At 68.9% G+C, this 23,860-nt stretch carries 27 protein-coding genes; 9 read left to right on the plus strand and 18 right to left on the minus strand.

The features are described 5' to 3' along the window. Nucleotides 1-7 precede the first annotated feature (7 nt). The 3 genes from ABD156_RS01585 to ABD156_RS01595 all read right to left on the minus strand — a co-directional run bounded on the left by ABD156_RS01585 (nucleotide 8) and on the right by ABD156_RS01595 (nucleotide 2,659). Nucleotides 8-1,207 (minus strand): FAD-dependent monooxygenase, encoded by a 1,200-nt coding sequence (locus ABD156_RS01585; RefSeq protein ID WP_344265133.1) that lies wholly within the window; start codon nucleotides 1,205-1,207, stop codon nucleotides 8-10. Nucleotides 1,208-1,284: 77 nt separating this feature from the next. Next, nucleotides 1,285-1,788 (minus strand): RNA polymerase sigma factor, encoded by a 504-nt coding sequence (locus ABD156_RS01590; RefSeq protein WP_344265136.1) that lies wholly within the window; start codon nucleotides 1,786-1,788, stop codon nucleotides 1,285-1,287. Nucleotides 1,789-2,164: 376 nt separating this feature from the next. Further along, nucleotides 2,165-2,659: a winged helix-turn-helix transcriptional regulator gene (locus tag ABD156_RS01595; RefSeq protein WP_344265139.1), complete on the minus strand. Its 495-nt coding sequence runs from the start codon at nucleotides 2,657-2,659 to the stop codon at nucleotides 2,165-2,167. Between the two features lie 77 nt (nucleotides 2,660-2,736). Here ABD156_RS01595 and ABD156_RS01600 point away from each other — a divergent pair, with 77 nt between their 5' ends. Continuing rightward, nucleotides 2,737-3,381, plus strand: a complete 645-nt coding sequence (locus tag ABD156_RS01600; RefSeq protein WP_344265142.1) for a dihydrofolate reductase family protein — start codon at nucleotides 2,737-2,739, stop codon at nucleotides 3,379-3,381. 1 nt (nucleotide 3,382) lies between these two features. Here the strand turns inward: ABD156_RS01600 and ABD156_RS01605 are convergent, their stop codons facing one another. From ABD156_RS01605 to ABD156_RS01630, 6 genes are all read right to left on the minus strand, one after another. Then, the gene (locus tag ABD156_RS01605) at nucleotides 3,383-4,237 is read right to left on the minus strand and encodes an amidohydrolase family protein (RefSeq protein WP_344265145.1); all 855 of its coding nucleotides are present in this window, start codon (nucleotides 4,235-4,237) and stop codon (nucleotides 3,383-3,385) included. A gap of 13 nt (nucleotides 4,238-4,250) precedes the next feature. Then, nucleotides 4,251-5,813, minus strand: a complete 1,563-nt coding sequence (locus ABD156_RS01610; RefSeq protein WP_344265148.1) for a benzoate-CoA ligase family protein — start codon at nucleotides 5,811-5,813, stop codon at nucleotides 4,251-4,253. A gap of 10 nt (nucleotides 5,814-5,823) precedes the next feature. Further along, nucleotides 5,824-7,245, minus strand: coding sequence for a benzoyl-CoA 2,3-epoxidase subunit BoxB (gene boxB, locus ABD156_RS01615; RefSeq protein ID WP_344265151.1), 1,422 nt, complete (start codon nucleotides 7,243-7,245; stop codon nucleotides 5,824-5,826). 4 nt (nucleotides 7,246-7,249) lie between these two features. Then, entirely contained in the window at nucleotides 7,250-8,887 is a 1,638-nt protein-coding gene (boxC, locus tag ABD156_RS01620; protein WP_344265154.1) for a 2,3-epoxybenzoyl-CoA dihydrolase, read from the minus strand. A 32-nt stretch (nucleotides 8,888-8,919) separates the two neighbouring features. After that, a complete protein-coding gene (locus tag ABD156_RS01625; protein ID WP_344265157.1) occupies nucleotides 8,920-9,357 on the minus strand; it encodes a hypothetical protein in 438 nt (145 codons plus the stop codon). 62 nt (nucleotides 9,358-9,419) lie between these two features. After that, nucleotides 9,420-9,854, minus strand: coding sequence for a MarR family winged helix-turn-helix transcriptional regulator (locus tag ABD156_RS01630; protein ID WP_344265160.1), 435 nt, complete (start codon nucleotides 9,852-9,854; stop codon nucleotides 9,420-9,422). Nucleotides 9,855-9,907: 53 nt separating this feature from the next. On the opposite strand from ABD156_RS01630, the gene ABD156_RS01635 reads away from it, so the two are divergent. Together ABD156_RS01635 and ABD156_RS01640 are read left to right on the plus strand one after the other, a co-directional pair. Then, entirely contained in the window at nucleotides 9,908-10,378 is a 471-nt protein-coding gene (locus tag ABD156_RS01635) for a DUF1579 family protein (protein ID WP_344265163.1), read from the plus strand. A gap of 4 nt (nucleotides 10,379-10,382) precedes the next feature. Next, nucleotides 10,383-11,240, plus strand: coding sequence for an alpha/beta fold hydrolase (locus ABD156_RS01640; protein WP_344265166.1), 858 nt, complete (start codon nucleotides 10,383-10,385; stop codon nucleotides 11,238-11,240). On the opposite strand, the gene ABD156_RS01645 is transcribed toward ABD156_RS01640, so the two are convergent. Together ABD156_RS01645 and ABD156_RS01650 are read right to left on the minus strand one after the other, a co-directional pair. After that, on the minus strand, nucleotides 11,230-11,991 hold the full coding sequence (locus tag ABD156_RS01645) for a 2-keto-4-pentenoate hydratase (protein WP_344265169.1): 762 nt from the start codon (nucleotides 11,989-11,991) through the stop codon (nucleotides 11,230-11,232). The genes ABD156_RS01640 and ABD156_RS01645 overlap by 11 nt on opposite strands. After that, complete coding sequence (locus ABD156_RS01650) at nucleotides 11,988-12,785, minus strand: 2-keto-4-pentenoate hydratase (protein WP_344265172.1); 798 nt, start codon at nucleotides 12,783-12,785, stop codon at nucleotides 11,988-11,990. The genes ABD156_RS01645 and ABD156_RS01650 overlap by 4 nt, the downstream gene beginning before the upstream one ends. A 152-nt stretch (nucleotides 12,786-12,937) precedes the next feature. Here ABD156_RS01650 and ABD156_RS01655 point away from each other — a divergent pair, with 152 nt between their 5' ends. Genes ABD156_RS01655 through ABD156_RS01665 form a run of 3 tightly spaced genes read left to right on the plus strand, consistent with a single transcriptional unit; the run spans nucleotide 12,938 to nucleotide 14,494 of the window. Then, nucleotides 12,938-13,441 (plus strand): VOC family protein, encoded by a 504-nt coding sequence (locus ABD156_RS01655; RefSeq protein ID WP_344265175.1) that lies wholly within the window; start codon nucleotides 12,938-12,940, stop codon nucleotides 13,439-13,441. Between the two features lie 42 nt (nucleotides 13,442-13,483). Beyond that, nucleotides 13,484-14,050, plus strand: coding sequence for a hypothetical protein (locus ABD156_RS01660; RefSeq protein ID WP_344265178.1), 567 nt, complete (start codon nucleotides 13,484-13,486; stop codon nucleotides 14,048-14,050). Nucleotides 14,051-14,092: 42 nt separating this feature from the next. Next, complete coding sequence (locus ABD156_RS01665; RefSeq protein ID WP_344265181.1) at nucleotides 14,093-14,494, plus strand: CoA-binding protein; 402 nt, start codon at nucleotides 14,093-14,095, stop codon at nucleotides 14,492-14,494. A 45-nt stretch (nucleotides 14,495-14,539) separates the two neighbouring features. On the opposite strand, the gene ABD156_RS01670 is transcribed toward ABD156_RS01665, so the two are convergent. From ABD156_RS01670 to ABD156_RS01685, 4 genes are read right to left on the minus strand one after another with little or no spacing between them, the layout of a single operon-like run. Then, nucleotides 14,540-15,208, minus strand: coding sequence for a response regulator transcription factor (locus tag ABD156_RS01670; RefSeq protein WP_009084133.1), 669 nt, complete (start codon nucleotides 15,206-15,208; stop codon nucleotides 14,540-14,542). 2 nt (nucleotides 15,209-15,210) lie between these two features. Then, nucleotides 15,211-16,599 carry a HAMP domain-containing sensor histidine kinase gene (locus ABD156_RS01675; protein ID WP_344265187.1) on the minus strand — a complete coding sequence of 463 codons (1,389 nt, stop codon included), beginning with the start codon at nucleotides 16,597-16,599 and terminating at the stop codon, nucleotides 15,211-15,213. Between the two features lie 29 nt (nucleotides 16,600-16,628). After that, the gene (locus ABD156_RS01680; RefSeq protein WP_344265190.1) at nucleotides 16,629-17,336 is read right to left on the minus strand and encodes a type 1 glutamine amidotransferase; all 708 of its coding nucleotides are present in this window, start codon (nucleotides 17,334-17,336) and stop codon (nucleotides 16,629-16,631) included. Continuing rightward, a complete protein-coding gene (locus ABD156_RS01685; protein WP_344265193.1) occupies nucleotides 17,329-18,555 on the minus strand; it encodes a MurT ligase domain-containing protein in 1,227 nt (408 codons plus the stop codon). The genes ABD156_RS01680 and ABD156_RS01685 overlap by 8 nt, the downstream gene beginning before the upstream one ends. A gap of 242 nt (nucleotides 18,556-18,797) precedes the next feature. Between ABD156_RS01685 and ABD156_RS01690 the strand changes: the two genes are divergently transcribed. After that, on the plus strand, nucleotides 18,798-19,577 hold the full coding sequence (locus tag ABD156_RS01690; RefSeq protein WP_081684630.1) for an IclR family transcriptional regulator: 780 nt from the start codon (nucleotides 18,798-18,800) through the stop codon (nucleotides 19,575-19,577). A 186-nt stretch (nucleotides 19,578-19,763) separates the two neighbouring features. On the opposite strand, the gene ABD156_RS01695 is transcribed toward ABD156_RS01690, so the two are convergent. From ABD156_RS01695 to ABD156_RS01705, 3 genes are read right to left on the minus strand one after another with little or no spacing between them, the layout of a single operon-like run. After that, entirely contained in the window at nucleotides 19,764-21,041 is a 1,278-nt protein-coding gene (locus ABD156_RS01695) for an RNA polymerase sigma factor (protein WP_344265202.1), read from the minus strand. A 54-nt stretch (nucleotides 21,042-21,095) separates the two neighbouring features. Continuing rightward, complete coding sequence (locus ABD156_RS01700) at nucleotides 21,096-21,452, minus strand: YciI family protein (RefSeq protein WP_344265206.1); 357 nt, start codon at nucleotides 21,450-21,452, stop codon at nucleotides 21,096-21,098. Further along, the gene (locus ABD156_RS01705) at nucleotides 21,452-21,877 is read right to left on the minus strand and encodes a YciI family protein (RefSeq protein WP_344265209.1); all 426 of its coding nucleotides are present in this window, start codon (nucleotides 21,875-21,877) and stop codon (nucleotides 21,452-21,454) included. The genes ABD156_RS01700 and ABD156_RS01705 overlap by 1 nt, the downstream gene beginning before the upstream one ends. A gap of 135 nt (nucleotides 21,878-22,012) precedes the next feature. Here ABD156_RS01705 and ABD156_RS01710 point away from each other — a divergent pair, with 135 nt between their 5' ends. Then, a complete protein-coding gene (locus ABD156_RS01710) occupies nucleotides 22,013-23,011 on the plus strand; it encodes a small ribosomal subunit Rsm22 family protein (protein WP_377926714.1) in 999 nt (332 codons plus the stop codon). A gap of 87 nt (nucleotides 23,012-23,098) precedes the next feature. Beyond that, on the plus strand, nucleotides 23,099-23,857 hold the full coding sequence (locus tag ABD156_RS01715) for a maleylpyruvate isomerase family mycothiol-dependent enzyme (RefSeq protein WP_344265212.1): 759 nt from the start codon (nucleotides 23,099-23,101) through the stop codon (nucleotides 23,855-23,857). Nucleotides 23,858-23,860 lie beyond the last annotated feature (3 nt).

Here is a 23,860-nt window from a genome sequence, read left to right on the forward strand (position 1 = left end):
GCTCCTACTACGGCTTGGCCGAGGGTCCGGAGTCCTCCACCTCCGCGTAGTCCGGCAGTTCGACGCCGTTGATCGCGCGCCCGACCAATTCCATGAATTCTTCGCTGGCGAAATCAGGACCCGGCTCAGCATCAGGCCCCGGGACGTCACGGCTGCGCGCGTTCAACCGGCCGATCTCCTGATTGGCTTCGACAAACGAACGCATCCGCGCCTCGTAGCGGGCGAACCCGGCGTCGGCGTCCCATCCGGCCTCGGCCAGGTCGCCGGCCAGCAGGTAGGCGCCGACCAGGGCCAGTCCGGTGCCCTGTCCGGACATCGGCGACGAGCTGAACGCCGCGTCCCCGAGCAGCCCTACGCGTCCGTTCGACCAGCGGTCCATTACCACCTGGGCGACCTGGTCGAGGTAGAAGTCCGGGGTGTCGTCGAGGTGCGCGAGGATCTCCGGGGTCCGCCAGCCGAGGCCGGCCATCCGCTCCCGCAGCAGCACCTTCTGGGCCGCGACGTCCCGGTAGTCGACGTCGAAATCAGGCGCGGCGAAGTAGAACATCGCCATCGCGCGGGTCGCGTCCTGGATGGGACGCAGGAGCGCGGTGCGCCCGGACTCCTGGTATTCGAGCAGCCAGCGGTCCAGCCCGAACTCGTTGGGGACGCTGTAGAAGGCCAGCACGTGCCCGAGGTGGCGAAGGAACTGCTCGTGCGGCCCGAAAACCATCGACCGCAACGACGAGTGCAGCCCGTCGGCCCCGACCACCAGGTCGAAGCGCCGTCGGTCGCCGCCCGCGAAGACCACGTCGACGCCGCCGGTGTCCTGGGCGAGTTCGGCGATCCGGTCGCCGAAGAGGTACTCGACGCCATCGCGGGTGTCCTCATAGAGCACCCGCGACAGGTCTCCGCGCAGGATCTCGATGTCCGCGATGAACCCGTCGCCGCCGTCGTCGTCGGCACGGAAGGTCTCCAGCACTTGCCCGTCCGCGTCGACGGTGTGCGCGCCGGCGGTGTCGGTGCACGCCGCGCGCACCGCCGCGTCGAGGCCCATGCGCGCGATGACGTCCTTGGCCACCCCGCGCGCGTCCACCGCCTGCCCGCCGGGACGCAACTCGGGAGCCCGTTCCACCACGGTCACCTCGGCTCCCCGCCGGCGCAACCAGTGGGCCAGCGCAGGCCCCGCAATGCTCGCCCCAGCCACCAACACCTTGACACCGCTCACCGCGCCCCCCTGATCGCCGTCCGGATCACGGCCCGGATCGTACCGTGGTTCGCGCCTCCGACCGGCGGTTTCAGCGGTCAGGGATAACTGAACCCCTCCGACTCGAGCCGCCGCCGAAGCGCCGTCAAACAGCGTTGCCGGATCTTGCTCACGCTCGACGTGGCGACCCCCAATTCCGCCGCCAACTGGTCATGTCGCAGCTCCGGATAATGCGCCAGCAGAAACACCATCCGCCGATGGCGCTCCGGGAACTGCTCCACCGCACGCCACAACGCGGCCGCCAGTTCACCGGCCAACGCGTGCTTCTCGGGCGACTCCGCCGGCTTGTGCGTCTCCAATTGCGCATTGTCGGCAAATGTCACCTGCGAACGCTTTTCCACCGCTCGGAGCGCGTGCCTGCGCGCGACTGTGGTCAGCCAACCGGCCAGGTTGTTCGGCCCCTTCAAAACCGGCTGGCGGCACAGGAATTCCAGCCAGGCCGTTTGGCAAGCGTCGTCGGTGTCGTCACGAAGTCCCGGATTCGCGCCGACAATCCCGGCCATTCTCCTCGACAACCGGCGCACCTCGTCCTCGTCCGGCATTCCCGGCTCCCTTCCTCAGTCGGGAAGGGTGACGATCCGGACCTCTCGGCGGATCCGTTTCCGCAGGACGAATGCCGAATCGAGTGATCAACTTCGACGGGAGGTATCCAGGGCCGGGCGAGCGCCTCGGGTCCGCGGTCAGCCCCGCGCGACAGCCTCCGCATAAGCCGCCGAACGCTCCGTCGCTGCCGGACCGGGCAATCCCCACATGCCGTTCCCGGAGCCACGCCGTGAACTCCTCCCACAACGGCGACCCACCCGCCTCCAGCAGCTCCGCGCGCACACGGCGAATCCGTTCCAACAGCACGAATGCCAAATCGAGTGATCAACTCCAGTGGAACGTATCCAGGGCTGGGCGAGCGCCTCCGGTCCACAGTCAACCCCGCGCGACAGCCTCCGCATAAGCCGCCGCCAAACGCTCCGTCGCCGTCGGCCCATCGCCGCCAGGCCGCGGAATCCCCAAATGCCGCTCCCGCAGCTCCGCCATGAACTCCTCCCACAGCGGCGGTCCGCCCGCCTCCAGCAGTTCCGCGCGCACACGCAATTCGGGCGTCGTCGGGCGATGCCGCAAACCCCAGCTGCCCAGCTGCACCAAAACCGGCACCAGCTGAATCGCGGGTTCGGTCAAACTGTAAGTCGCGCGCTGACCGCGGCCTGCCGAATCACGGGTGAGCAAACCCGCTTCGGTCAGCGTGCGCAATCGGTCGGCGAGGATATTCGACGCGATTCCTTCCTCGGACTGCGACTGCAATTGCCGGAAATGCCGCCGGTCGCCGAACATGATGTCGCGCAGGACGAGCAGGCTCCACCGGTCGCCGATCACCTCGATCGCGGCGTTGATCGGGCATCCCGAGCGCGGACCGTCCGGCATCGCACACCTCCTCCGACCACTTGCACTTTACCATCACCTCCGGCATAGTGCTTGCAAAAGACAAGCAGGGGGTCTCGATGCTGGTACGCGTCCAGTGCTTCAACGTTTCCGCCGACGGCTACGGCGCCGGGCCGGACCAAACTCTCGAGCAGCCGTTCGGCCATCCCGATCCGGGACCGCTCTTCGCCTGGGCCGGGGCCACCGCCAGCTGGCCCATGCGCGGCGAACCGGGCGGCACCCGCGGGCTCGACGACTACTTCACCCGCGACATGCACCGCAGCGGCCACGTCGGCGCGGAAATCATGGGGCGCAACAAGTTCGGCCCGCACCGCGGTCCGTGGGAGAATCACGACTGGCAGGGCTGGTGGGGCGACGAACCGCCGTTCCGTACCCCGGTCTTCGTCCTCACCCACCACGAACGGCCCTCGATCACCTTGGGCCAGACCACTTTCCACTTCCTCGACACGACCCCGGAGGAAGCGCTCGCGCAGGCGAAGAAGGCCGCCGGCGACAAGGACGTGCGGATCGGCGGCGGCGTCAACACGGTGCGCCAATTCCTCGACGCCGGTCTCATCGACACGCTGCACATCGCCGTCGCGCCCGTCGAACTCGGTGCGGGGGAACGGCTTTGGGAGAATCCCGACGAGCTGACCGACCGCTACCACCTCGAGAAAATCCCCAGCTCCAGCGGGGTCGTGCATCATCTGTTCTGGCGGAAGTAGCTCAGCGCAAGCCGGGCATCAGCCGTAACGCGTTGCCGGACAGCACCCCGTCCAGGACGTCAGCGGGCAACCCCAGATCGGCGACCGCGCGGACATTCACCGCGGTTCCCGGCACTCCCGGCCAGTCAGTACCGAAGATCCACTTCCGCGCCAGCCGCACGAGGTCGAAGCGCGCGTAGTACTCCGGCAGTTTCTTCGGCGGCAGCCCGGCGAGGTCGAGCCACACGTTCGGCCTCGCCTGGGCCATGAACGCCGCCACGTCGTACCACCAGCCCCGGCCGCCGTGCGCGAACACGAAGTTCACCGACGGGAAGTCTTCGACCACATCGGACAGCAGCGACGGATCCCCATAGCTAGCACGGGAACCCGGGAAAACCGACAGTCCAGAGTGGAGGATCACTGGAACCCGGCGCTCGGCGCACAAGGCGTACACCGGGTACAACTCTTTGTCCGCCGGGGAAAACGCGCCGTGCACCGGATGGATCTTCAACGCCACCGCGCCCAGCGCTAGCTGCCGTTCCACCTCCTCGACCAGCGGATGGTGCAGATGCGGGTTCACGTTGGCCACCAGCCGGAACCGCTCCGGGTTGTAGGCGACCAGCGGAAGATTGTCTTCAATCGCCTGGATACCGGTAGCCCGCGGGCTGTATTCGCAGAACAACAGCACCCGGTCGACGCCCTCGCTCGCCATGAGGTCGTCCATTGCCGCGGGGATCACCGCGCCGTCCGCGTCGTACACCGTGCGCCACGGATATTCGCCGGCGAAATCGCGTGCCCAGTCGAGCCACGCGGGCTTGAGCGTGGGCAGCCGCGGAGTGTGCACGTGGGCGTCCACCACGAAGTGCTCGTCGATCATGCCGGCCAGTCGATCACGATTGCGGCTGCGGCACGAGCAGCGACTCGCGCACCATTTCGCGGATCACGTTCCGCCGGATCTTCCCGGTCGCGGTCTTCGGCAGCTCGGCCATCTCCACCACGCCACGCGGCCGTTTGAACGCCGCCAAGCCCTCCCGGCAAAACTCGATCAGCTCCTCAGCGTCCACAGTGGCCGATGGAGCGGCAACGACACACGCCACCGGCTTGTCCAAGCCGTCCTCGTCCGGCGCGGCGACCACCGCGACCTCGGCCACGGCCGGATGCTGCAGCAGCCGTTCCTCCACTTCGGACGGAGACACCCAGATCCCGCCCGCCTTCAACATGTCCCCGAACCGGCCGAGACACGTATAGGTGCCGTCCGAGTTGCGCACGTAACTGTCCCCGGTCCGCAGCCACGAACCCTGGAAAACCTGTTTCGTAGTCGCGTATCGCGCCCAATACCCGGTCGCGATGGACGGGCCGGACACGAACAGCTCGCCCGCCCGGTCCGCTTCCGAAATGACCGCGCCCTGCTCGTCCCGGAGCTCGACCGAATATCCCGGCACCGCCACGCCGGTGCTGCCCGGCCGCACCGCGCCCGGCTGGTTGGACAGGAAGATGTGCAACGCCTCGGTCGACCCGATCCCGTCCAGAATCTCCACCCCGAACCGCGCCCGGAACCGAGTGAACAGCGCGGACGGCAACGGCTCTCCGGCCGAAACCGCGTACCGCACCGAGGAAAACGAGTCGTCCGGCACGTCGCTGGCCAACAGTGCCGCGTAGAACGTCGGCACGCCGAAGAACAACGTCGGCCGGTCCGCCCGCGCCCGCGCGGCGATGATCCCCGGCGTCGGACGCGCCGGTTCCAGCAGCGTCGTCCCTCCACAAGAGAGCGGGAAGAACGCGGAATTCCCCAACCCGTAAGCGAAGAACAATTTGGGCACGGACAGGAATCGGTCCGAAGAGGACACTCCCAGCACCTGCGAAGCATAAGTCGAGCACACCGCGCGGATGCTTCCGTGCCGGTGCATCGCACCCTTCGGCTGCCCGGTCGTGCCCGAGGTGTACAGCCACAGCGCGGGCGAATCCTCCCAGGTCGGCGCGGCCACGACATCGTCCACGGCGGTCAGCGGCCACCGATGCGTCCGCACCCCGGCCGGGAATTCCGCCGGATCCGCCCGGTCGAGCACCACGTCGGTCACCTCGGGCGCGCTGGTCAGCGCGCCGGCCGCCTGCGCGGAAAACTCCCCGGACACGCACAGCACCCGCGCCCGCGAATCGGCGAGCACCTGGCCCAGTTCCAGCCCCGTGACCATAGTGGACACTGGCACCGCGACCGCGCCGATGAGCATCGCGCCGAGAATCCCGCTCAGCAGCTCGACGTCGTCGACCATGCAGAACATCACCCGCTCCTCCGGCCGCACGCCCAGCGCGCGCAGGCCGGACGCGACCCGGTGGGTCTCGGCGGCGAGTTCGCCGTAGCTGAGCGTGCGCCGCGGCGAGACGACCGCGAGCGCGTCCGGACGGCCGCGGCCGAGCAGGTACTCCGCGGCGTTGAAGTTCGCGGGAACCGTCATCGGTGCCCCCTCAGGTGAGGTACACGTACTCGTAGTCGAAAGGTTTTCCGTTGATGCCCTGCCGCGGCGGCGCGACCCAGCTGGCGATCTTCCCGCGCTCGTACACCGGGTGCATGAGCGACCGGACGAACGTCAGGTCCTCGGCCGTCGGCAGCCATTTGTGCCGCGCTGCCTCCCATGTCGCCTCGTCGACGATGCTGCCGTCCGGGGTGACGTGGTGGCCGGAGTTTATGCCCACCTCGCGGTTGAAACCAGGGTGCGGCAACGCGAACCGGAAGTCGATCCCGGCGTCGGCGAGGATCTTGTTCCACCGGTTCACGCCGGTCTGGCAGTCCGCGGTGTACTCGCCGCGCAGGTCGAGGTTCAGCAGCAGGATGGCTTGCAGTTCCTCGGACGTCCAGGTCCCGTCCTCGCGAGGACGGTCGAGCAGCCGGGAATCGTCGGTGAGTTTGTGGTCGTCCTTGCGCCGCGTCTCCTGCCAGCGGCCCTTGAGCCCGGCGGTGTAGTAGTTCGCCGCGTTCGTGGACGTCTCGCTGCCGAACAGGTCGAGCGACACCGTGTAGTGGAAGTTCAGGTACCGCTGGATCAGGTCGAGTGGAATCCCGCCGTGCGAGGCGATGTCGTACGTGTCGTGCTCGCGGATCAGTTCCGCGCTGCGCAGCACCACCCGGTCGACGCCGGTGGTGCCCACCATCATGTGGTGCGCCTCCTCCTTGAGCATGAACTCGCAGGTGCGCGACAGCGGGTCGAACGAGCTTTCCTTCAACGTGCCGAGCTGGTATTTCCCATCGCGGTCGGTGAAGTACGTGAACATGTAGAACGCGAGCCAGTCGGCCGTTTCCTCGTTGAACGCGCCGAGGATGCGCGGCGCGTCCGGGCTGCCGGAGTTGCGCAGCAGCAGGCCCTCGGCCTCGTCCCGGCCTTCGCGGCCGAAGTACGCGTGCAGCAGGTACACCATCGCCCACAGGTGCCGCCCCTCCTCCACATTCACCTGGAAGAGATTGCGCAGGTCGTACAGCGACGGCGCGGTGAGCCCCAGCAGTCGCTGCTGCTCGACCGACGCCGGTTCGGTGTCGCCCTGGATCACGATCAGCCGCTGCAGATCGGCGCGGTACTCGCCGGGCACCTGCTGCCACACCGGTTCGCCGGCGTGCTCGCCGAACGCGATCCGCCGGTCCTGTTCCCGCTCGGCGAGGAAGATGCCCCAGCGGTAATCCGGCACATTGACATGGTCGAAGTGCGCCCAGCCGTCGCGGCCGACGCTCACCGCGGTGCGCAGGTACACGCCCTCGGTCTCCAGCGTGGGGCCCATTTCGCCCCACCAGTTCATGAATTTCGGCTGCCAGCCCTCCAGCGCGCGCTGCAGCCTCCGGTCGTCGGCGAGGTGCACGTTGTTCGGGATTTTGGCGTCGTAGTCGATCTTTTCGGGCATCGGTTCAGACCCGCTTCCTGTCGAAGACCGCCTTCTGCCCGGTGCCGTAGCGGCGCAGCGCGCCCTCGGGTCCGGAGGCGTTCGGTCGGGTGAAGATCCAGTTCTGCCAGGCGGTCAGCCGCCCGAAGATCTTGGTTTCGAGCGTTTCCGGGCCGACGAACCGGTGGTTCGCCTCCATCCCGGTGAGCGCGTCCGGCGACAGCGAAGCCCGGCCCTCCAGCGCGATCCGGATCTCGTCCTCCCAGTCGAGGTCGTCCGGAGCGTCGGTGACCAGGCCGAGTTCGACGGCTTCGGCGGCGCTCAGCGCACGGTCGCGTTCACGGGCCAGCCACGTCAGGTGGTCGTCGTCGCCGTAGAACCGCGACTCGAGCCGGGTCAGGCCGTTGCCCATCGGGAAGACGCCGAAATTGGCTTCGGACAAGGTGATCGACGCGCGCTCGGGGCTGTCCTCGTCGTCGATCGGCGGCCCGTCCAGCAGGTACTGCCGGTCTGCCGCGAAGGCCAGCTCTAACAGGCTGCCCGCGAAGCAGCTGCCCGGCTCGATCAGCGCGATCAAGGTACGGCTGGTGACGTCCAGCCGCTTCAGCGTGCGCTTGTAGTAATGCAGGATTTCGTTGCTCAGCCAGTCTTTCCCGCTGAGCACGACCTCCTCGTGCGCGAGCACCGCCTCCGGATCGCCCTCGGTGCGCAGCACCCAGGTGCCGAGGTCCGGTTCGTTCGTGCGCAGCCGCAGGATCGCGTCGTCCAGCTCGCGGGTCAGCCGCAGCAGCCAACCGTCCAGCTCCGGTTCTCCGGAAGGACCGAGCACGGTGAGCGTGACCAGCGAGTTCGGCCGGTCATAGGCGACGCGAACATGCCGGTACTCGATCCCGTCGTCGGTGATCGACGGCTCCAGCGGCGCGAGCTCGATCCCCTGCTCGGCGGGCAGCCGGTCGGATTCGGCGGCCAGTTCGTGCGCCCGCGACAGCACCTTCTCGCGGAACCCGACGCGCGGTACCAGCTCGTCCACCAGCCGCCAGTCGACCGCGGTCCGGCCTTTGACGCCGTCCGGCCGCGTGGCGAACACGTCCGCGAGATCCCGGCGGACGCGCCGTTTGTCGACCACCCGGGTCAGCCCGCCGGTGCCGGGCAGCACGCCGAGCAGCGGCACCTCGGGCAGCGCGACGGTCGACGAGTTGTCGTCGACCAGCAGGATCTTTTCGCAGGCCAGCGCGATCTCGTAACCACCGCCGGCGCAGCTGCCGTTCACCGCCGCGACGTAGGTCTGGCCGGAGAACTCGGTGGCGTCCTCGATGCCGTTGCGGGTCTCGTTGGTGAACTTGCAGAAGTTCACCTTCCACTCGTGCGGCGACGCGGCGAGCATCCGGATGTTGGCCCCGGCGCAGAACACCTTGTCCTTGGCGCTCGTCACGATCACCGCGCGCACCTGCGGATGTTCGAACCGCAGCCGCTGCGTGGCGTCGTAGAACTCGATGTCCACGCCGAGGTCGTACGAGTTCAGCTTCAGCTCGTACCCGGGCACGAGGCCGCCTTGCTCGTCGACGTCCATCTCCAGCCAGGCGACCTCGCCGTCGACGGTCAGCCGCCAGTGCCGGTAAGCGTCCGGATGCCGCTCGAACGTGACAGGTGTGGTGGTGGTCACGTCCTCGATTGTCTACATGACTTCAACGAACGTCAATGTTGTGTAGACATTTGCCCGGCGACGCTCACCCGGTTGAGCCGCATCGCCGCCCAGCAGACGAATACCCACAGCGCGATCGCCGCGAACGTGTCGGTGAAGATCGTCGCGAACCAGAACGCCGGGACCCGCGGCACGCCGACCAGGAAGTGTCCCGCGCTCGCCAGCCCGGACAGCGAGTAGACCAGCAGAAACGCCAGCGATCGCCAGTACTGGCCGCGCACGTAGGCGCGATAGCCGAGCGCGCCGAACACGGTGAAAACGACCCAGCTGAGCGCCACCACGACCTGCGTGACCGGCACGCTGATCCCCGGGACCTGCGGGTAGTCCGCCGCGCGCACGACGTTGTGGGTGTAGTGCAGGACCGTGCTGACCAGGGTGAACGCCAGAATCACCCGCAGCGGGCCGAGGCCCTTCTCGCGCAGAACGTCCATGCTGCTCGCCCCCTTGCGATTTGATAGAGCGCTCTAGCGGGACAGTACTACCCGCACTCCGCTCAGACCAGATCGCGCAACGCGCGAAGCGTGCGCAGGGCCGTCTCGACGTCTTTTTCGGACAGGCCGGAAGCGACGGCGTCCGCCCATTCGGCCTGCCTGGAGCCCAGGATTCGTAGCGCGGCCTGCGCTTTGGCAGTCAGCCGCAACAGGGGCGCGCGGGCGTCCGCCGGATTGTCGACGCGGGAGAGCATTCCGTCTCGGAGCAGGCGATTCACCGTCTCCTGCACGCTTTGCCGCCGCAGCCCGCGCCGCCGGGCCAGCTCCGCCGCGGTCGCCGGACCGTCTTCAAGGAAGCCGACGACCTGCCATTGCGCGGCGGTCAACCCGGCCTCGGCGGTGAGTGCGTCGCCGGCGGCCAGCAGCGCGCCGTTGGCCACGAAGACCTCGTTGACAAGCTGCGTAAGGCTTTCCGCGCGGGGCGTCCTCGAGGTCATGCGTGCTAGTGTTCCACTTCGACAGGTACCTGTCGAAACCAAGGGGGACACTCATGGAAATGCCCGTCGTCGGCGTCGCGCACGAAGCCCTTGCCGCCCTCGTCGGAGACTGGTCCGGCACCGAAGAACTCGCCGCCGCGCCCTGGGCTCCCGCCGCGACCGCCACCGCGACCTGCAGTTACCGCCGCGCGCTCGACGGATTCGCCGTGCTGGAGGACTACGTCCAGACCCGCGAAGACGGCTCGCGAATGCTGGGACACCACGTCTTCACCGTCGACCCGGCGACTGGCGAAACCCTGTGGTTCGGCTTCGACAGCTACGGCTTCCCGCCGGCGTCTCCCGCGCGCGGCGGCTGGCGCGACGGCACGCTGCAGCTAGAAAAGCAGACCGAACGCGGCGTCGCGATCCACCGGATCACCCCGGAAGGGGACGTCCTCACCCACGAAATCGACGTCCGCCTCGGGTCCGACGACGATTTCCGCCCGTTCCTCCGTGCCCGCTACCTCCGGAGTGCGCGAGACTGACCCCATGACCGAGCACACTCTCGAAGCCGGCGGCATCACGCTGTGCCACGAATCGTTCGGCGATCCGTCCGCGCCGCCGTTGCTGCTGGTGATGGGCCTCGCCGCGCCGATGATCTGGTGGGACGACGAGTTCTGCGCCCAGCTCGCCGAGGCCGGTTTCCACGTGCACCGGTTCGACAACCGCGACGTCGGGCGCTCGCAGTGGTGGACCGGCCGGGCCAGCCTTCCGCTCGCGTACTTCCTGCGCTCCGCGCCGTACTCGCTCGGCGATCTGGCCGACGACGCGAGCAAGCTGCTCGACGCTCTCGGCATCGAGCGCGCGCACGTGGTCGGCACGTCGATGGGCGGGATGATCGCGCAGGAGTTCGCGATCCGGCACCCAGCGCGGGCGTGGACGCTGACCTCGATCATGTCGACCACCGGCGCGCGCCACGTCGGCCTGCCCAGCCCGCGCGCCGCGCTCGCGATGCTGGCTCCGGGGCCGCGCACGCGCGAGGATTACGTGACGCAACTGGTGCGCACGTCGAGGCTGATCGGCTCGCCCGGTTACGTGTTCGACGAGGACCATTTCCGCGAGCGCGCGGAACGCACGTACGACCGCGGCCTCAACCCGGCGGGCGTGTTCCGGCAGCTCGCCGCGATCCTGTCCTCCCGCGACCGGACCGCCGATCTGCGCCGGCTTTCGTTGCCGTCCTTGGTGATCCACGGTACGGCCGACCCGCTGGTGAACGTGTCCGGCGGCCGCGCGACCGCCCGCGCGCTCGGGGCGGACCTCGACCTTGTGCCCGGCATGGGACACGACCTGCCGCGCGAAGTGTGGCCGCGCGTGATCGCCGGGATCAAGCGGCTCGCTACCCGCTGATCGTCACCGAGCCCAGGTTCGAGAAGTGCGCGGCGACGCGGGATCCGGGACGCAGTTCGACGGCGTCGGTCATCCCGCCGGTCAGCACGAGCCAGCCCGGTTCCAGCGCCAATCCGCGCGCGGCCAAGGAATTCGCCGCCAACGCCAGTGCCTCGGCCGGGTGCCCCTGAACGGCGGCACCGGTCGCGGTGTCGACGATCTGACCGTCCACTTCGAGCAGTGCGGCTTCCAGCGAAAGGTCCAAAGAGGACGGTGGACGGCCGACCGAGCCGAGCCCGAACAACGCCGACGAACCATTGTCCGCGACGACGTCCGGCAACGTGAAACGGTAGTCGCGGTAACGGCTGTCGATGATCTCGATTCCGCCGTATACCTGGGAAACCGCGCCAAGAGCGGTAGCTGCGGTGACACCCGGGCCAGCGAGCCGCTCGCCGAGCACGAACACCAATTCCGGCTCCGCGCGCGGGTGGATGAGCTGCGGCGTCGGCGCGCCCGCGGGCAGCACCATCGCGTCAGTCAGCCAGGCGAGCAGCGGTTCCGCGACGCCCATCCGCTGCTGCTTCGCCCGCGATGTCAGCCCGAGCTTCACCCCGATCAGCGTCTCGCCGCGTTCCTGGCGCAGCCGCAGGGCTTCGTCCTGGACCGCATAGGCAGTGGCGAGGTCGAGGTCCGGCCAGGTGTCGGTGAGCTGCGCGCTTTCTTCGGTCCGGTTGAGCAGTTCCTGCGCTGCGGCAGCGATATCGGCGGTCACTTTTCCTCCTCCGGAGCGAACACCGCGGTCACGCTGCCCAAGCCGGCCATGGTCGCCACGACGGTGTCGCCGGGGCGGACGGTCTGCGCGGCGGTCATCGAACCGGGCAGGACGACGTGGCCGGGCTCCAGCGTCACGCCGAGCGGGCCGACGGTGTTGGCCAGCCACACGAGTGCGTTGATCGGCGAACCCAGCACCGCTCCGCCCGCGCCGGTGGCCGCGAGCTGGCCGTTGACGTGCAGCGTGCAGCCGGCGAGCCGCAGGTCGACGTCGCGCAGGTTGGTCGGGCTGCTGCCGAGGATGACGCCGCCGGAGGACGCGTTGTCCGCGACGGTGTCGAAGATCGAGATTTTCCAGTCGCGGACCCGCGAATCGACGATCTCCAGCGACGGAAGCACGAAGTCGACCGCGCGGACGGCGTCGGCGACGGTCACGCCCGGACCGCGCAGCGGCGCGCCGAGCACGAACGCGATCTCCGGTTCGATGCGCGGCTGCAGGAACCGCGTCGTCGGGATCGGCTGGTGTTCGAGCAGGAACATCGAGCTGGTGAGGTGCCCGAAGTCGGGCTGGTTCACGCCCATCTGGCGCTGCATCGCGGCGGAGGCGAGGCCGACCTTGTGGCCGCGCACGACGTCGCCCGCCGCCACCCACGCGCGGACTTGCTCCTGCTGCACGCGGTAGGCGTCTTCGATGGTGCCGTCGGGGAAGGTCTTCACGAGCGGATCGATCGGCTCGTGGCGCTCGTACGCGCTCGTCAGCAGCGCGACGGCGTCCTGCAGCTCAGCGGGTTCCACGGGACGGACTTTGCCTGACCACGCCGCTTGAGCCAACCCGTTCGTTCCATTCACCGGTACGAGCTACTTCTCTCGCTCGCAAACCTCTTGCACGCGAGAGTTTGTCGGCGTATCGTTCTCCGTGTTGGCTCCCAGAGAGGACGTGACCCGAAATGGCACCCACCGAGACCGAAGTCGCCCAGCTCGCGCAGACTCGCGACCGGCTGCGGGACCAGCATCTGCACCCCGCGTCGGAGCGCCCGGCGACCGTGGGCCGCGGCATCCACCACACCGCGCTGCTGTCCAGCGACGTCGAGCGGACGATCACCTTCTACCAGGACATTCTCGGCTTCCCGCTCACCGAGCTGATCGAAAACCGCGACTACCCGGGGTCGAGCCACTTCTTCTTCGACGTCGGCAACGGCAACGCGGTCGCGTTCTTCGACCTGCCCGGCCTCGACCTCGGCCCGTACGCGGAGGTGCTCGGCGGCCTGCACCACCTGGCCCTGTCGCTCACCCCGGAAGCCTGGGCGGGCGCGCGCTCCCGACTCGACGCGGCCGGCGTGAAGTACCAGGAAGAAAGCGGCACCTCGATCTACTTCGCCGACCCGGACGGCGCCCGGATCGAACTGATCGCGGACGACCTCGGCGAGATGTACGGCTCGAAGATCGGCTGAACCACTGGACTCGGTGCGTTGCCGGGTTCAGAGTGTGGGCCCATGGGCGACTGGGCGGCTTCGCGGCAGAAGGCACGGCTCGACCGGCGGGAAGCGATCGACGAACTGATCGCGCAGGCCCGCTTCGAGGTGCGGCTGCACCTGGCGGAGCTGACCGCGGTGAGCCGATACGACGATCTCGCCGAGGTTTTCGCCCTCGGCCACAGCGAGTGCGCCGCGCTGCTGGCTCACCGCCGCTTGCTGCCCTGGTGGGAACGACGGCTGCTCACGCGATTCGCGCGTCGGCTGCACGGCCGTGCGATCGCGGGCAGCGTCTTCGACGTACCAGCGGGTGCGCCGGTCGGCAGTGCGTTTCGCGTGGAAATCGCCCGTCTTCTTCCCGACGCGGGCGACACCGGTGCCCGCTATGACGTGCAGGGACGTGGCCTGTTGACGGTCTTTCGCCTCGCGCTCGGTGCCCGCGGCGAGGCTTGGCCAGACCGGCACGAGGTGGCGTCCACTGTCGCGCGCAATGTTTTGGCGTGCAGTTCCGCGTTTCTGCGGCGGTCTCCGTGGCATGTGCTGTGGCCGGTCTACCGCGTTCGAGGGCTGCGGTTGTGGCGGCTGTGACCGTCGTGGAATCCCTGGCTGTGCTGGGATGTTGAGGAGAGTATGAAGCCCGAAGAAATCCTTGCCAGCGCGCGCACGATCGCGGTCGTCGGCCTGAGCCGCGACCCGGGCAAGGCCGCGCACGGTGTGCCGGCTTCCCTTCAGGCGCACGGGTTCCGGATCATTCCGGTGCATCCGTCGGCGACCGAACTGCTCGGGGAGAAGGTGTACCGGTCGCTGGAGGACATTCCGGAGCCGGTGGATCTGGTGGACGTCTTCCGTCCTGCCGGGGAAGCGCCGGACATCGCCCGGTCCGCGGTCGCGATCGGGGCTAAGGCGTTGTGGTTGCAGCAGGGTCTTGTGTCGGCCGAGGCGCGGAAGATCGCTTCTGACGCCGGGTTGGAGTATGCCGAGGATCGGTGCACTGCTGTCGTTCGGGCGGTGGCGGGGATTTCGGTCGCTTAGCTTTGGGAACGCCGTTTCCCGCCGCTACGAGCACGACGTGCCCGCTCATCCGACGAGTCGGTACCCCACCCCGCGCACCGTTTCGATTGTCCGCGTTCCGAACGGCGCGTCGATCTTCCGCCGCAAATACCCGACGTAAACCTCGACCACATTCTCGTCGCCCTCGTAATGCGCGTCCCAAACATGGCCGAGAATTTCGTTTTTGGTCAACGCCGCTCCCTGCCTGCGCAGCAAGAATTCCAGCAACCCGAACTCGCGGGCGGTCAACTCGATCCGCGTCTCTCCTCTGTGGACAGTTCGCGCGGCCGGGTCGAGCTGCAAATCCCCAGCAGTGAGCACCGCCGGACGCGCGGGCGCACCCCGGCGAAGCAGCGCACGCAAGCGAGCCAGCAAAACGACGAACGAGAACGGTTTCGACAGATAATCGTCCGCACCGAGGTCGAATGCGTCCGCCTCGTCGTACTCGCCGTCCTTCGCCGTGAGCATCAGCACCGGCGTCCAATTCTCCGCGGCCCGCAAACGTTTCAGCACTTCGTAACCGGAAAGCTCGGGAAGCATGATGTCGAGCACCACGGCGTCGTAATCGTGCTCCATCGCCGACCAGAGCCCGTCGCGGCCGGTGTGCGCGACGTTCACCGTGAATCCCTCGGCGACCAGGCCGCGGCGAAGGGTTTCGGCGAACTCCAGCTCGTCCTCCACGATCAGCAACCGCATGCTCAGTCCTCCTCGATCCGGGGCAGTTCGATGCTCGGCAGTTCAATCACGAAGTGCGCGCCCGGGTAGCTCGGATCAGCCACGTCGACGTACCGCGCGCGGCCGCCGTGCCGGGCCGCGATGCCGGCCACGATCGACAAGCCCAGCCCGGTGCCGCCGCGCCGCCGTGACGCGTCCAGCCGCACAAACCGCTCGAACACCCGCTCCCGGTCCTCCTCGGCGACTCCGGGGCCGTCGTCGCTCACCTCCACGACGACCATCTCATCTTGCACCGAACTCGCAATCCGGATCCGCTCGCGCGCATGCCCGCACGCGTTGTCGACGAGGTTGCGTACGGCGCGACGCAGCTGCGCCTCGCTGCCGCGCACCTTCGCCGGTCCTGCGCGCACTTCGATCTCGACAGCTGCTTCGCCGCGTACGCGTTCGGCTTCGGCGCGAACGATGTCGTCTAAATCGACTTCAGTGCGCGCGGGCCGGTCCGTGGCGTCGTCGGTGCGCGCGAGCATCAGGAGGTCGTCAACCAGTTCTCGCAAGCGCGCGGTCTCGCGAGTGATCACCGGTACCAATTCGTCGGTGGTCTCCGGGTGTTGGTTTGAAACGTCGAGCGCAGTGCTGATGGTCGACAGCGGTGAGCGCAGCTCGTGGCTCGCGTCGGCGACGAAGCGGCGTTGCGCGGCCTGCGCCGAGCCAAGCCGTTCGAGCATCTCATTGAGCGTGACAGCGAGCCGATGTACCTCATCGCCGCCAGGAGGCAGCGGTACGCGCAATGCGAGGTCGCGCGTCGAGATCTCAGCGACAGTGCGCCGCATGCGCTCAACCGGTCGCAGTGCGGACCCGACCGAGCGGTACACCGCGAAGCCGGCGATACCGAGCAGTGGCAGCGAAATCAGCCCTAGCAGCAGCGTAAGCCGCGCGGACGCTTCGGTGACGGGCTCAAGCGACCGTGCCGAGATGACAGTGAACGGTCCGCCTGGTCCGTTGACGCCTTCCGAGACCAAGCGGTAGTCGCTGCCGTCGCCGTCTAAGCCGAGCGGCAGCGTCTCGACGGTTTCCTGTCCCGGAGCCGGACGCGCGGCGGTGATAGCCGGACGGCCGACAATCGCCGGGTCACTCGCGATCGGGGTGCTTCGCGGCCCGAGGACCTGCGTGACGGCTTCGGTGTCACCAGTACTCGCGACGTCGCTTGGCGACAGGTCTCGCGCGCCCGCGCGCACGAGTTGGACGGCAACCTGCCTTGCAGTACTACGCGCGCTTTCGGTGACGCTCCGGTCGAGCGACTGCTGCAGCAGGAGCACCACGACGACGCATGCCGTCGCGATGGCAAGCGCGAGCGCGAGCACGGCAACCCCGGTTGTCCGCATTCGGACGCCTGCTGCAGCGAGAATTCTCACGCACGCAGCGTAACGAGCGCGGAGTGACGTCATCGGGCGCGGCGTGCGGCCAGCCGTTCCGAACGCAGCGTCTCCACTTCAGTCAGGTCCAACGGCTTCAGCGCGTGGCCCAGCACCCACGACAACAGCAGGTCAGCCAGCTCGGGGTTGCGCGCCAGCGCCGGACCGTGGAGGTAGGTGCCCACGACGTGGTCGGTGACCGCGCCCTCGGTGCCGTCGCCATTGCCAGTACCCCGGACGACGCGGCCCAGCGGCGCGCTGCCCGGACCGAGCACGCTCGAGCCCTGGTGGTTCTCGAAGCCGGTCAACGGCGTATCGAGCAGGTTCGGTTCGACGATCAGCTCGGCCACCGCGCGCTGCTGCGACGGCCCGGTGACGAGGTCGAGCAGCCCGAGCCCGGCGTGATCGACGCCGTCGACGCCGCGGAAGCGCGTGCCCAGGATCTGCAGGCCGGCGCAGACTCCGAACACCGGCCGTCCCGCGTTCGCGGCGCTCCGCAGCCCCGCCGAGTCGCGCAGGAAGTCCGCGGCCAGCACCTGCGCCATGTCCTCGCCGCCGCCGAGCAGGTAGAGGTCCAAAGTGGACGGTACCTCGGAGTCGAGCGAAACCGGCACCACCTCGGCGTCGTAACCCCGCCACTGCAAGCGTTTGCAGAGCACCTGTGCGTTGCCGGAATCGCCGTACGTCCCCAGTACCTCGGGCAGCAGCAGGCCGATGCCGACTGTCGAATCAGACATCAGGCAACCGGTCGACCAGGTCGCGGAAGGCGGTGTAGTTCGCGACGAGTTCGACCCCGCCCGGCGGCAGCGTGTCGATCGCGCTGACCGGGTCCGGGGCCGACCAGTGCGGCACCTCGGCGTAGCAAAGCCGCACCGCGAGGTCCGCGGACCGCTCTCCGGCGACGACGACTTGACGGCCGCGCAGGCGCTCGAAGTGCACGTCCCAGAGCCACGACAGGTCGCGGCCGTCCGCCTCGTGCGCGTTGACCGCGACGACGACCGGGGTGTCCTCGTCGAGCACACGCAACGTTTCGGCCCAGCCAGCCGGATTTTTCGCAAGCATGAGCCGCACCGAATGCCGGGTGCGGCGAATCGTTCGGTAGCGCCCGCCGATATCGGTGATCGTGCGCAGCCGGGCCGCCGCGGTGTGCGGCGGCACCCCGACGCAGTGCGCGGCGGCGAGCGCGAGAGCGGCGTTGGCGCGGTTGGCCTCGCCGGGCAGGCGCAGGTCAAGATCCACCTGCCGGCCGCCGGGCGTGTGGACCAGGTCGCCGTCGAGGGTCCAGGTCGCCTCCGGGCGAGCGAAGGCGCACACCGCACAGCGCCATTCGCGATCGGTGTGGGTGATCGCGCCGCCGCAGCGAGGACAGGAGACGGAATCGCCCGACCAGCGGCGTCCGGTGCCGACCCACACCGGGCGGGCGGCCGCCGAGGCCGCGGACGTGACCAGGACGTCGTCGCAGTTCGCGACCACGACCGTGCGCGACAGCCCGGCGAACGCGGCGCGGAGGTCGCGCTCCATCATCCGCACCTCGCCGACGCGGTCGAGCTGGTCACGGCTGAGGTTGAGCAGCACGAGCGCCGCCGGCTGCACCTGTTCGGCCACCCACGGGACGTAGGTTTCGTCCACCTCCAGCACCGCGTACGGCGCTTCCGGGGCGGCGGCGAGCGCGGCGACCAGCCCGTCGGGCATGTTCGCGCCGTCGCCGTTGTGCGCGACCTCGGCGAGCGCTTCGAGCGCGCGGGTGAGCATCAGCGACGTGGTGGTTTTGCCGTTCGTGCCGGTGACGATCACGACCGTGCGATCGCGGCCGAGCCTGCGCAGCGCCTTGGGGTCGAGCCGCAGCGTGACGCGGCCGCCGATCACCCCGCCGCGGCCCAGCCGGGCGGTACGGGAAAACCACGCGGTCAGCCGCCCGGCGGCGACCGACGCCCGGGTGCGCAGACGTGTGGACATCACGCAAACCGTGCGGCACGGGCGCTGTGATTTTCCTGAGAGGGTGACTCCAGTCTCCGTTACCCTTCGTAAGCAGTCTTACCGATCGGAGGTTGAACCATTCGGCGCAACCTCGACCTTGCCGAATGACAGAGATCGGTCAAGATCTTCCGTCCATACATCGGAGGTGTTAGCGTCCAACCCCGCTTGATGGCACCACGCACCGGTGACCGGGAACGCAGAGCGACAGGCGGAGGGCGAACGTGGACGCAGCAGCACGCGGGCTGGACCAAAGCGGCACCCTGGAGCGCGGGCTGGCGGTGCTCGAACACGTCGGGCAGCACCAGGAAATCTCCACGAACGCGCTCGCCCGGCAACTGGGCCTTTCGCGCAGCGCCGCCTACCGGATCGTCGGCACCCTGAAGCGGCTGGAGTACCTCGAGGCGGACACCGTCACCGGACGCGTGCGGCTCGGCACCCGGCTGGTCGAACTGGGCGCCCGCGCGATGGCGGCGACCGACCTGCACCGCTGCGCGCCCCGGTATCTCACCGCGTTGGCCGAGCGTTCCGGGGAGACGACCTATCTCGCGGTGCCGGACAACGACGCGATGGTCTACGTCGCGACCGAGCGCAGCGCCAGCGCGGTCACCCTCTCGTGCCGCCTCGGCACCCGGCGGCCGCAGCACGCGACGTCGCTGGGCAAGGCCTGGCTGGCCGCGTTGCCGGAGGCCGACCGGGTGGAGCGCGTGCGCCGGATGAAGCTGGACAGCCTCACCCTCAAGACCATCAACGACCCCGTCCGGCTGCTGGACGAACTGGCGCGCACCCGGCGTCGCGGCTGGGCCGTGGACGACCTGGAGAACGAGCCGGACGTCGGCTGCGTCGCGGCGGCCGTGCGGGATCACTCGGGCCGTCCGATCGCGGCGATCAGCGTCGCCGGGCCCGCTCCGCGGGTGATGCGCCGGGCGGACGAGCTGGGCGCGACAGTGGCCGGGACGGCGGCGGCGTTGTCGATGCGGCTGGGGTACGTGCGGAACCGCTGAGTCTTTCACCGGATCGGGTTTTCTCGGCCGGTCTTGTGGCTTCTACCAGTGGAAACAGGTTGTCCACAGGCGTGTCGACTTGTGGACAACCCTGGGGATGGCCGTCGGTGCCGCCGGGAATTGTCGGGCCGGTGGTGGACCGTTCCCGGCATGAAGATCACTCCCGCACCGCACGGCGCCGCCCGGCTACCTCGTTCCCGCTTCCAGTTTGCTGCACGACTCGGCCCGCTCCAGAAGCAACGCGCGCTCCCGCTCGTTGCCGGTCATCTTCGCCGCGCGCTCGAACTCGGCGCGCGCCTCGTCCCGGCGGCCGAGCTTGTACAGAAAGTCGCCGCGCACGCTCGGCAGCAGGTGGTAGTTCTTCAGCGCGGGCTCAGTCAGCAATTTGTCCACCAGCACCAGCCCGGCTTCCGGCCCCTCGGCCATCGAGACCGCGACGGCCCGGTTCAGCTCGATCACCGGAGACGGCGTGAGCTGCGCCAATCCCGCGTACAGCGCCGCGATCCGCGCCCAGTCGGTCTCGTCCGGCGTCACCGCCACGGCGTGGCACGCGGCGATCGCGGCCTGCGCGGAGTAGGGCCCGTACGTGCCGTCCGCCAGCCGTTCGGACCTGGCCAGCGCGGTGAGGCCGCGCTGGATCAGCAGGCGGTCCCAGCGGCTGCGGTCCTGGTCCATCAGCAGCACCGGTTCGCCGTTCGGGCCGGTGCGCGCCGCCGAGCGCGAAGCCTGGATCTCCATCAGCGCCACCAGCCCGTGCACTTCCGGTTCGCCTGGCATCAGGCCGGCCAGCACCCGGCCGAGGCGCAACGCGTCCTCGCACAGCGCGGGCCGCATCCAGTCGTCGCCGCGCGTGGCGGAGTAGCCCTCGTTGAAGATCAGGTAGATCACTTCGAGCACGGCGGGCACGCGTGCGACGCGCTCGTCGCCGACCGGCGTTTCAAACGGCACCTTGGCGTCGGCGAGCGTCTTCTTCGCCCGCACGATGCGTTGCGCGACAGCGGATTCCTTCACCAGGAAGGCGCGGGCGATCTCGTCGGTGCTGAGCCCGCCGAGCATGCGCAGCGTGAGCGCCACCCGCGCCTGGGTGGACAGCACCGGGTGGCAGGCGGTGAAGACCAGCCGGAGCAGGTCGTCCTCGATCTGCTCGTCGTCGAGGACCGCGTCGAAGTCGGGCAGCACGCCCTCGCCGAGCTGTTCGGCCTCCCGGCCGATCTCGTCGAGCTTGCGGCCGAAGGTTTCGTTGCGCCGGAACAGGTCGATGGCCCGCCGCTTGGCGATCGTCATCAGCCAGGCGCCAGGGTTGCGCGGCACGCCGGTCTCCGGCCATTGTTCGAGCGCGGCGACGAGCGCGTCCTGGGCCAGTTCCTCCGCGAGGCCCACGTCGCGGGTCATCCGCGCGAGACCGGCGATCACCCGCGCCGACTCGATCCGCCAAACGGCCTCTACCGCACTTCGCGTGTCCACCGGCCCATCAGACCGGCCCGGCCCGCCCGAGGCAACCCTCGGGCGGGCGCGGAGTCAGAGCTCCGCCGACAACGGCCGGATCTCGACGGTGCCCGCCTGCCGGTCCGGGTTGGGCGCCCGCTTCATCAGCTCGACGATCTCGGCGAGCGACTCCCCCTCCAGAATCCACACTCCCGCGACGAGTTCCTTGGTCTCGGCGAACGGGCCGTCGACCACGCTGGGCTCCGCGTCCCCGTCGAACCACAGCAGCCGGGCGCCGGCCGAACTGGGAGTCAGCCCGGCGGCCTGCACGAGGTGGCCGGATTCGGCGAGTTCGGTGTTGAACCGGCCCATCTGCTCGATCAACTCAGCGCTGGGCGCGGCTCCCGCTTCGGAGTCTTCGCTGGCTTTCACCAGCACCATGAACCGCATCAGTTCTGCGCAGCCTGCTCGCGCACCTTCGCTTCGGCGTCGCGCAGTTCCGGGGTGAGGTTGTCGCCGAAGTCGTCGGCCTCGAAGATCCGCCGGATCTCGATCTCGTGGTGCGCGCCGTCGGTGTTAGGCACGCGCTTGATCCACTCCACGGCTTCTTCGAGCGAACGCACCTGGAGGATCCAGAACCCGGCGATCAGCTCCTTGGTCTCGGCGAAGGGGCCGTCGACCACGCTGGGCTCGCTGTCGCCGGAGAACTTCACCCGGGCGCCCTGGGAGCTGGGAGCCAGCCCCTCGCCCGCGAGCATCACGCCGGCCCGCACGAGTTCCTCGTTGAACTTGCCCATCTCGGCGAGCAGTTCGGTGCTCGGCATCTGGCCGGCTTCGCTCTCTTCGCTGGCCTTCATGATCACCATGAATCGCATCTTCGGTACCCCTTCGCTCTCGGCTTGCCTTCACCCCTGCGTCGAACGGGCCGCGGCCGGATCGACACCCTCCCCAAACTTTTTTCCCGGTCGCGAAACTAGCAGGTCAGGCGAACTTCGGCGGACAAAACAGGCATGGGAGAATCGGTGTCCGTGGCAGTACTCCCCGAACGTCTCCGCGCCGCCCTCGACGAAGAGCTCGGCCGGTTCCCCGAATCCCGGCTCGCACAGGCCGTGGACCGGCTCAGCAAGCGTTATCGACAAGGCGACTCGGCAACCTCGCCGATCCTCTCTTCGGAGCTGGATGTCGCCGCCTACGCCGGGTACCGGATGCCGGCGACGTACGCGGCGGTCAGCGCGGTGCTGGGCGAGGTGGCTGCCGCCGCGCCCGGGTTCGCTCCGAAAACGCACGTCGACATCGGCGGCGGCACCGGAGCGGCAGCGTGGGCCGCGGCCGACGTCTGGCCTTCGTTGGAGAAGTGCACAGTCCTGGAGCAGGTGGCGGCCGCGCTGGCGCTGGGACGCAAGCTGGCGGCCAATGCCGACGAGCCAGCCGTCCGCACCGCGGTCTGGCAGCGCGGATTGGTCGATTCCGCATCGGCCGCACCGGAAGCCGACCTGGTCACGCTCTCGTATGTCCTCGGAGAACTGCCCGAACGCGACCGCGTCGACGTCGTCCAGTGGCTTGCCGCGAAAGCCGGGGCCGTCGTGCTCATCGAGCCCGGAACGCCAGCCGGATTCGCGCGGATCCGCGCGGCTCGCGAGGTGCTGCGCGAGATGGGCCGCAGCGTGGTGGCGCCGTGCCCGCACGACGACGTCTGTCCAATCAAGCCGGGAGAAGACTGGTGCCACTTCTCCGCCCGGCTGCCCCGAAGCGGGGTGCACCGGCGGATCAAGTCCGGCACACTGGGCTTCGAGGACGAAAAGTATTCGTACGTGGCGGCCACGTCGGCACCGGTCGACCGTCCGTCGGCCCGGATCATCCGGCATCCACGCAAGCACAAGGGGTTCGTGCAACTGGACCTCTGCACCGTCGACGGGCTCGCTCCCGGCACTGTCGTGTCGAAGCGGCACGGCGTGCGCTACCGCGCCGCTCGCGACGCGGAATGGGGAGACGCCTGGAGCGTGGAGTAGCCCGGGTTTTTTCCGCCGCGGTGTCTGGATGGCTGCGTCGGCTCCGACTGTCGGGTGTCAGCGGATCTGAACCGGAGAGGACACCCGATGGACTTTCACGAGCGTTGCGCGGAGATCGTGCGGCAGACGGAACTGCTCGCCGCGGCCGTCGAAGACGCGGACCGGACGGTGCGCGTCGCGGCATGCCCGGAGTGGAACCTCGGGCAACTGCTCGATCACGTCAGCACCGGTCACCGGTGGGCCGAGGAGACCGTGCGCACGCGGGCCGACCATTGGCTGCCGGACGACGAACTGCGGAATCCGGTGGACACCCCGCGCCCGGCGTCGTGGCTCGTGGACGGGGCGAAGACGTTGGCGGCGACGCTGCGCGAAGCAGGTCCAGACGCGGAGGTGTTCACGCCGGTCCCGAACGGGCCGCCGCGAGCAGCGTTCTACGCACGCCGGTTCATGAACGAGACGTTGATCCACCGCGCCGACGCGACGCTGGCCGCAGGCGGGGAATTCACCGTCACGCCGGAAGTCGCGCACGACGCGATGGAGGAATGGCTGGAACTCGGGTCGCTGCCGCAGTTGCTGGAGTACGTCCCCGAACGCCGGGAACTGCTCGGCCCGGACCGCACGATCCACCTCGCGCCGACCGACGAGGCGGCGTCCTGGACGGTCGATCTCACCGGCGATCAGCTGGCCTGGCACCCGGGCCCGCCGGCGAACGCGGCGGTCACCGTGGCCGCGCCGCTGGGCGATCTGCTGCTGATGGTCTACGGCAGGCTGCCGTCGGAGATCGCGCACCGCAGCGGCGACACGGTGTACCTGGACCGCTGGCTTTCGCTCGTCGGCTTCGGCTGATCC

Source organism: Amycolatopsis albidoflavus (genome assembly GCF_039525725.1).
GTDB classification, from domain to species: Bacteria; Actinomycetota; Actinomycetes; order Mycobacteriales; family Pseudonocardiaceae; genus Amycolatopsis; species Amycolatopsis albidoflava.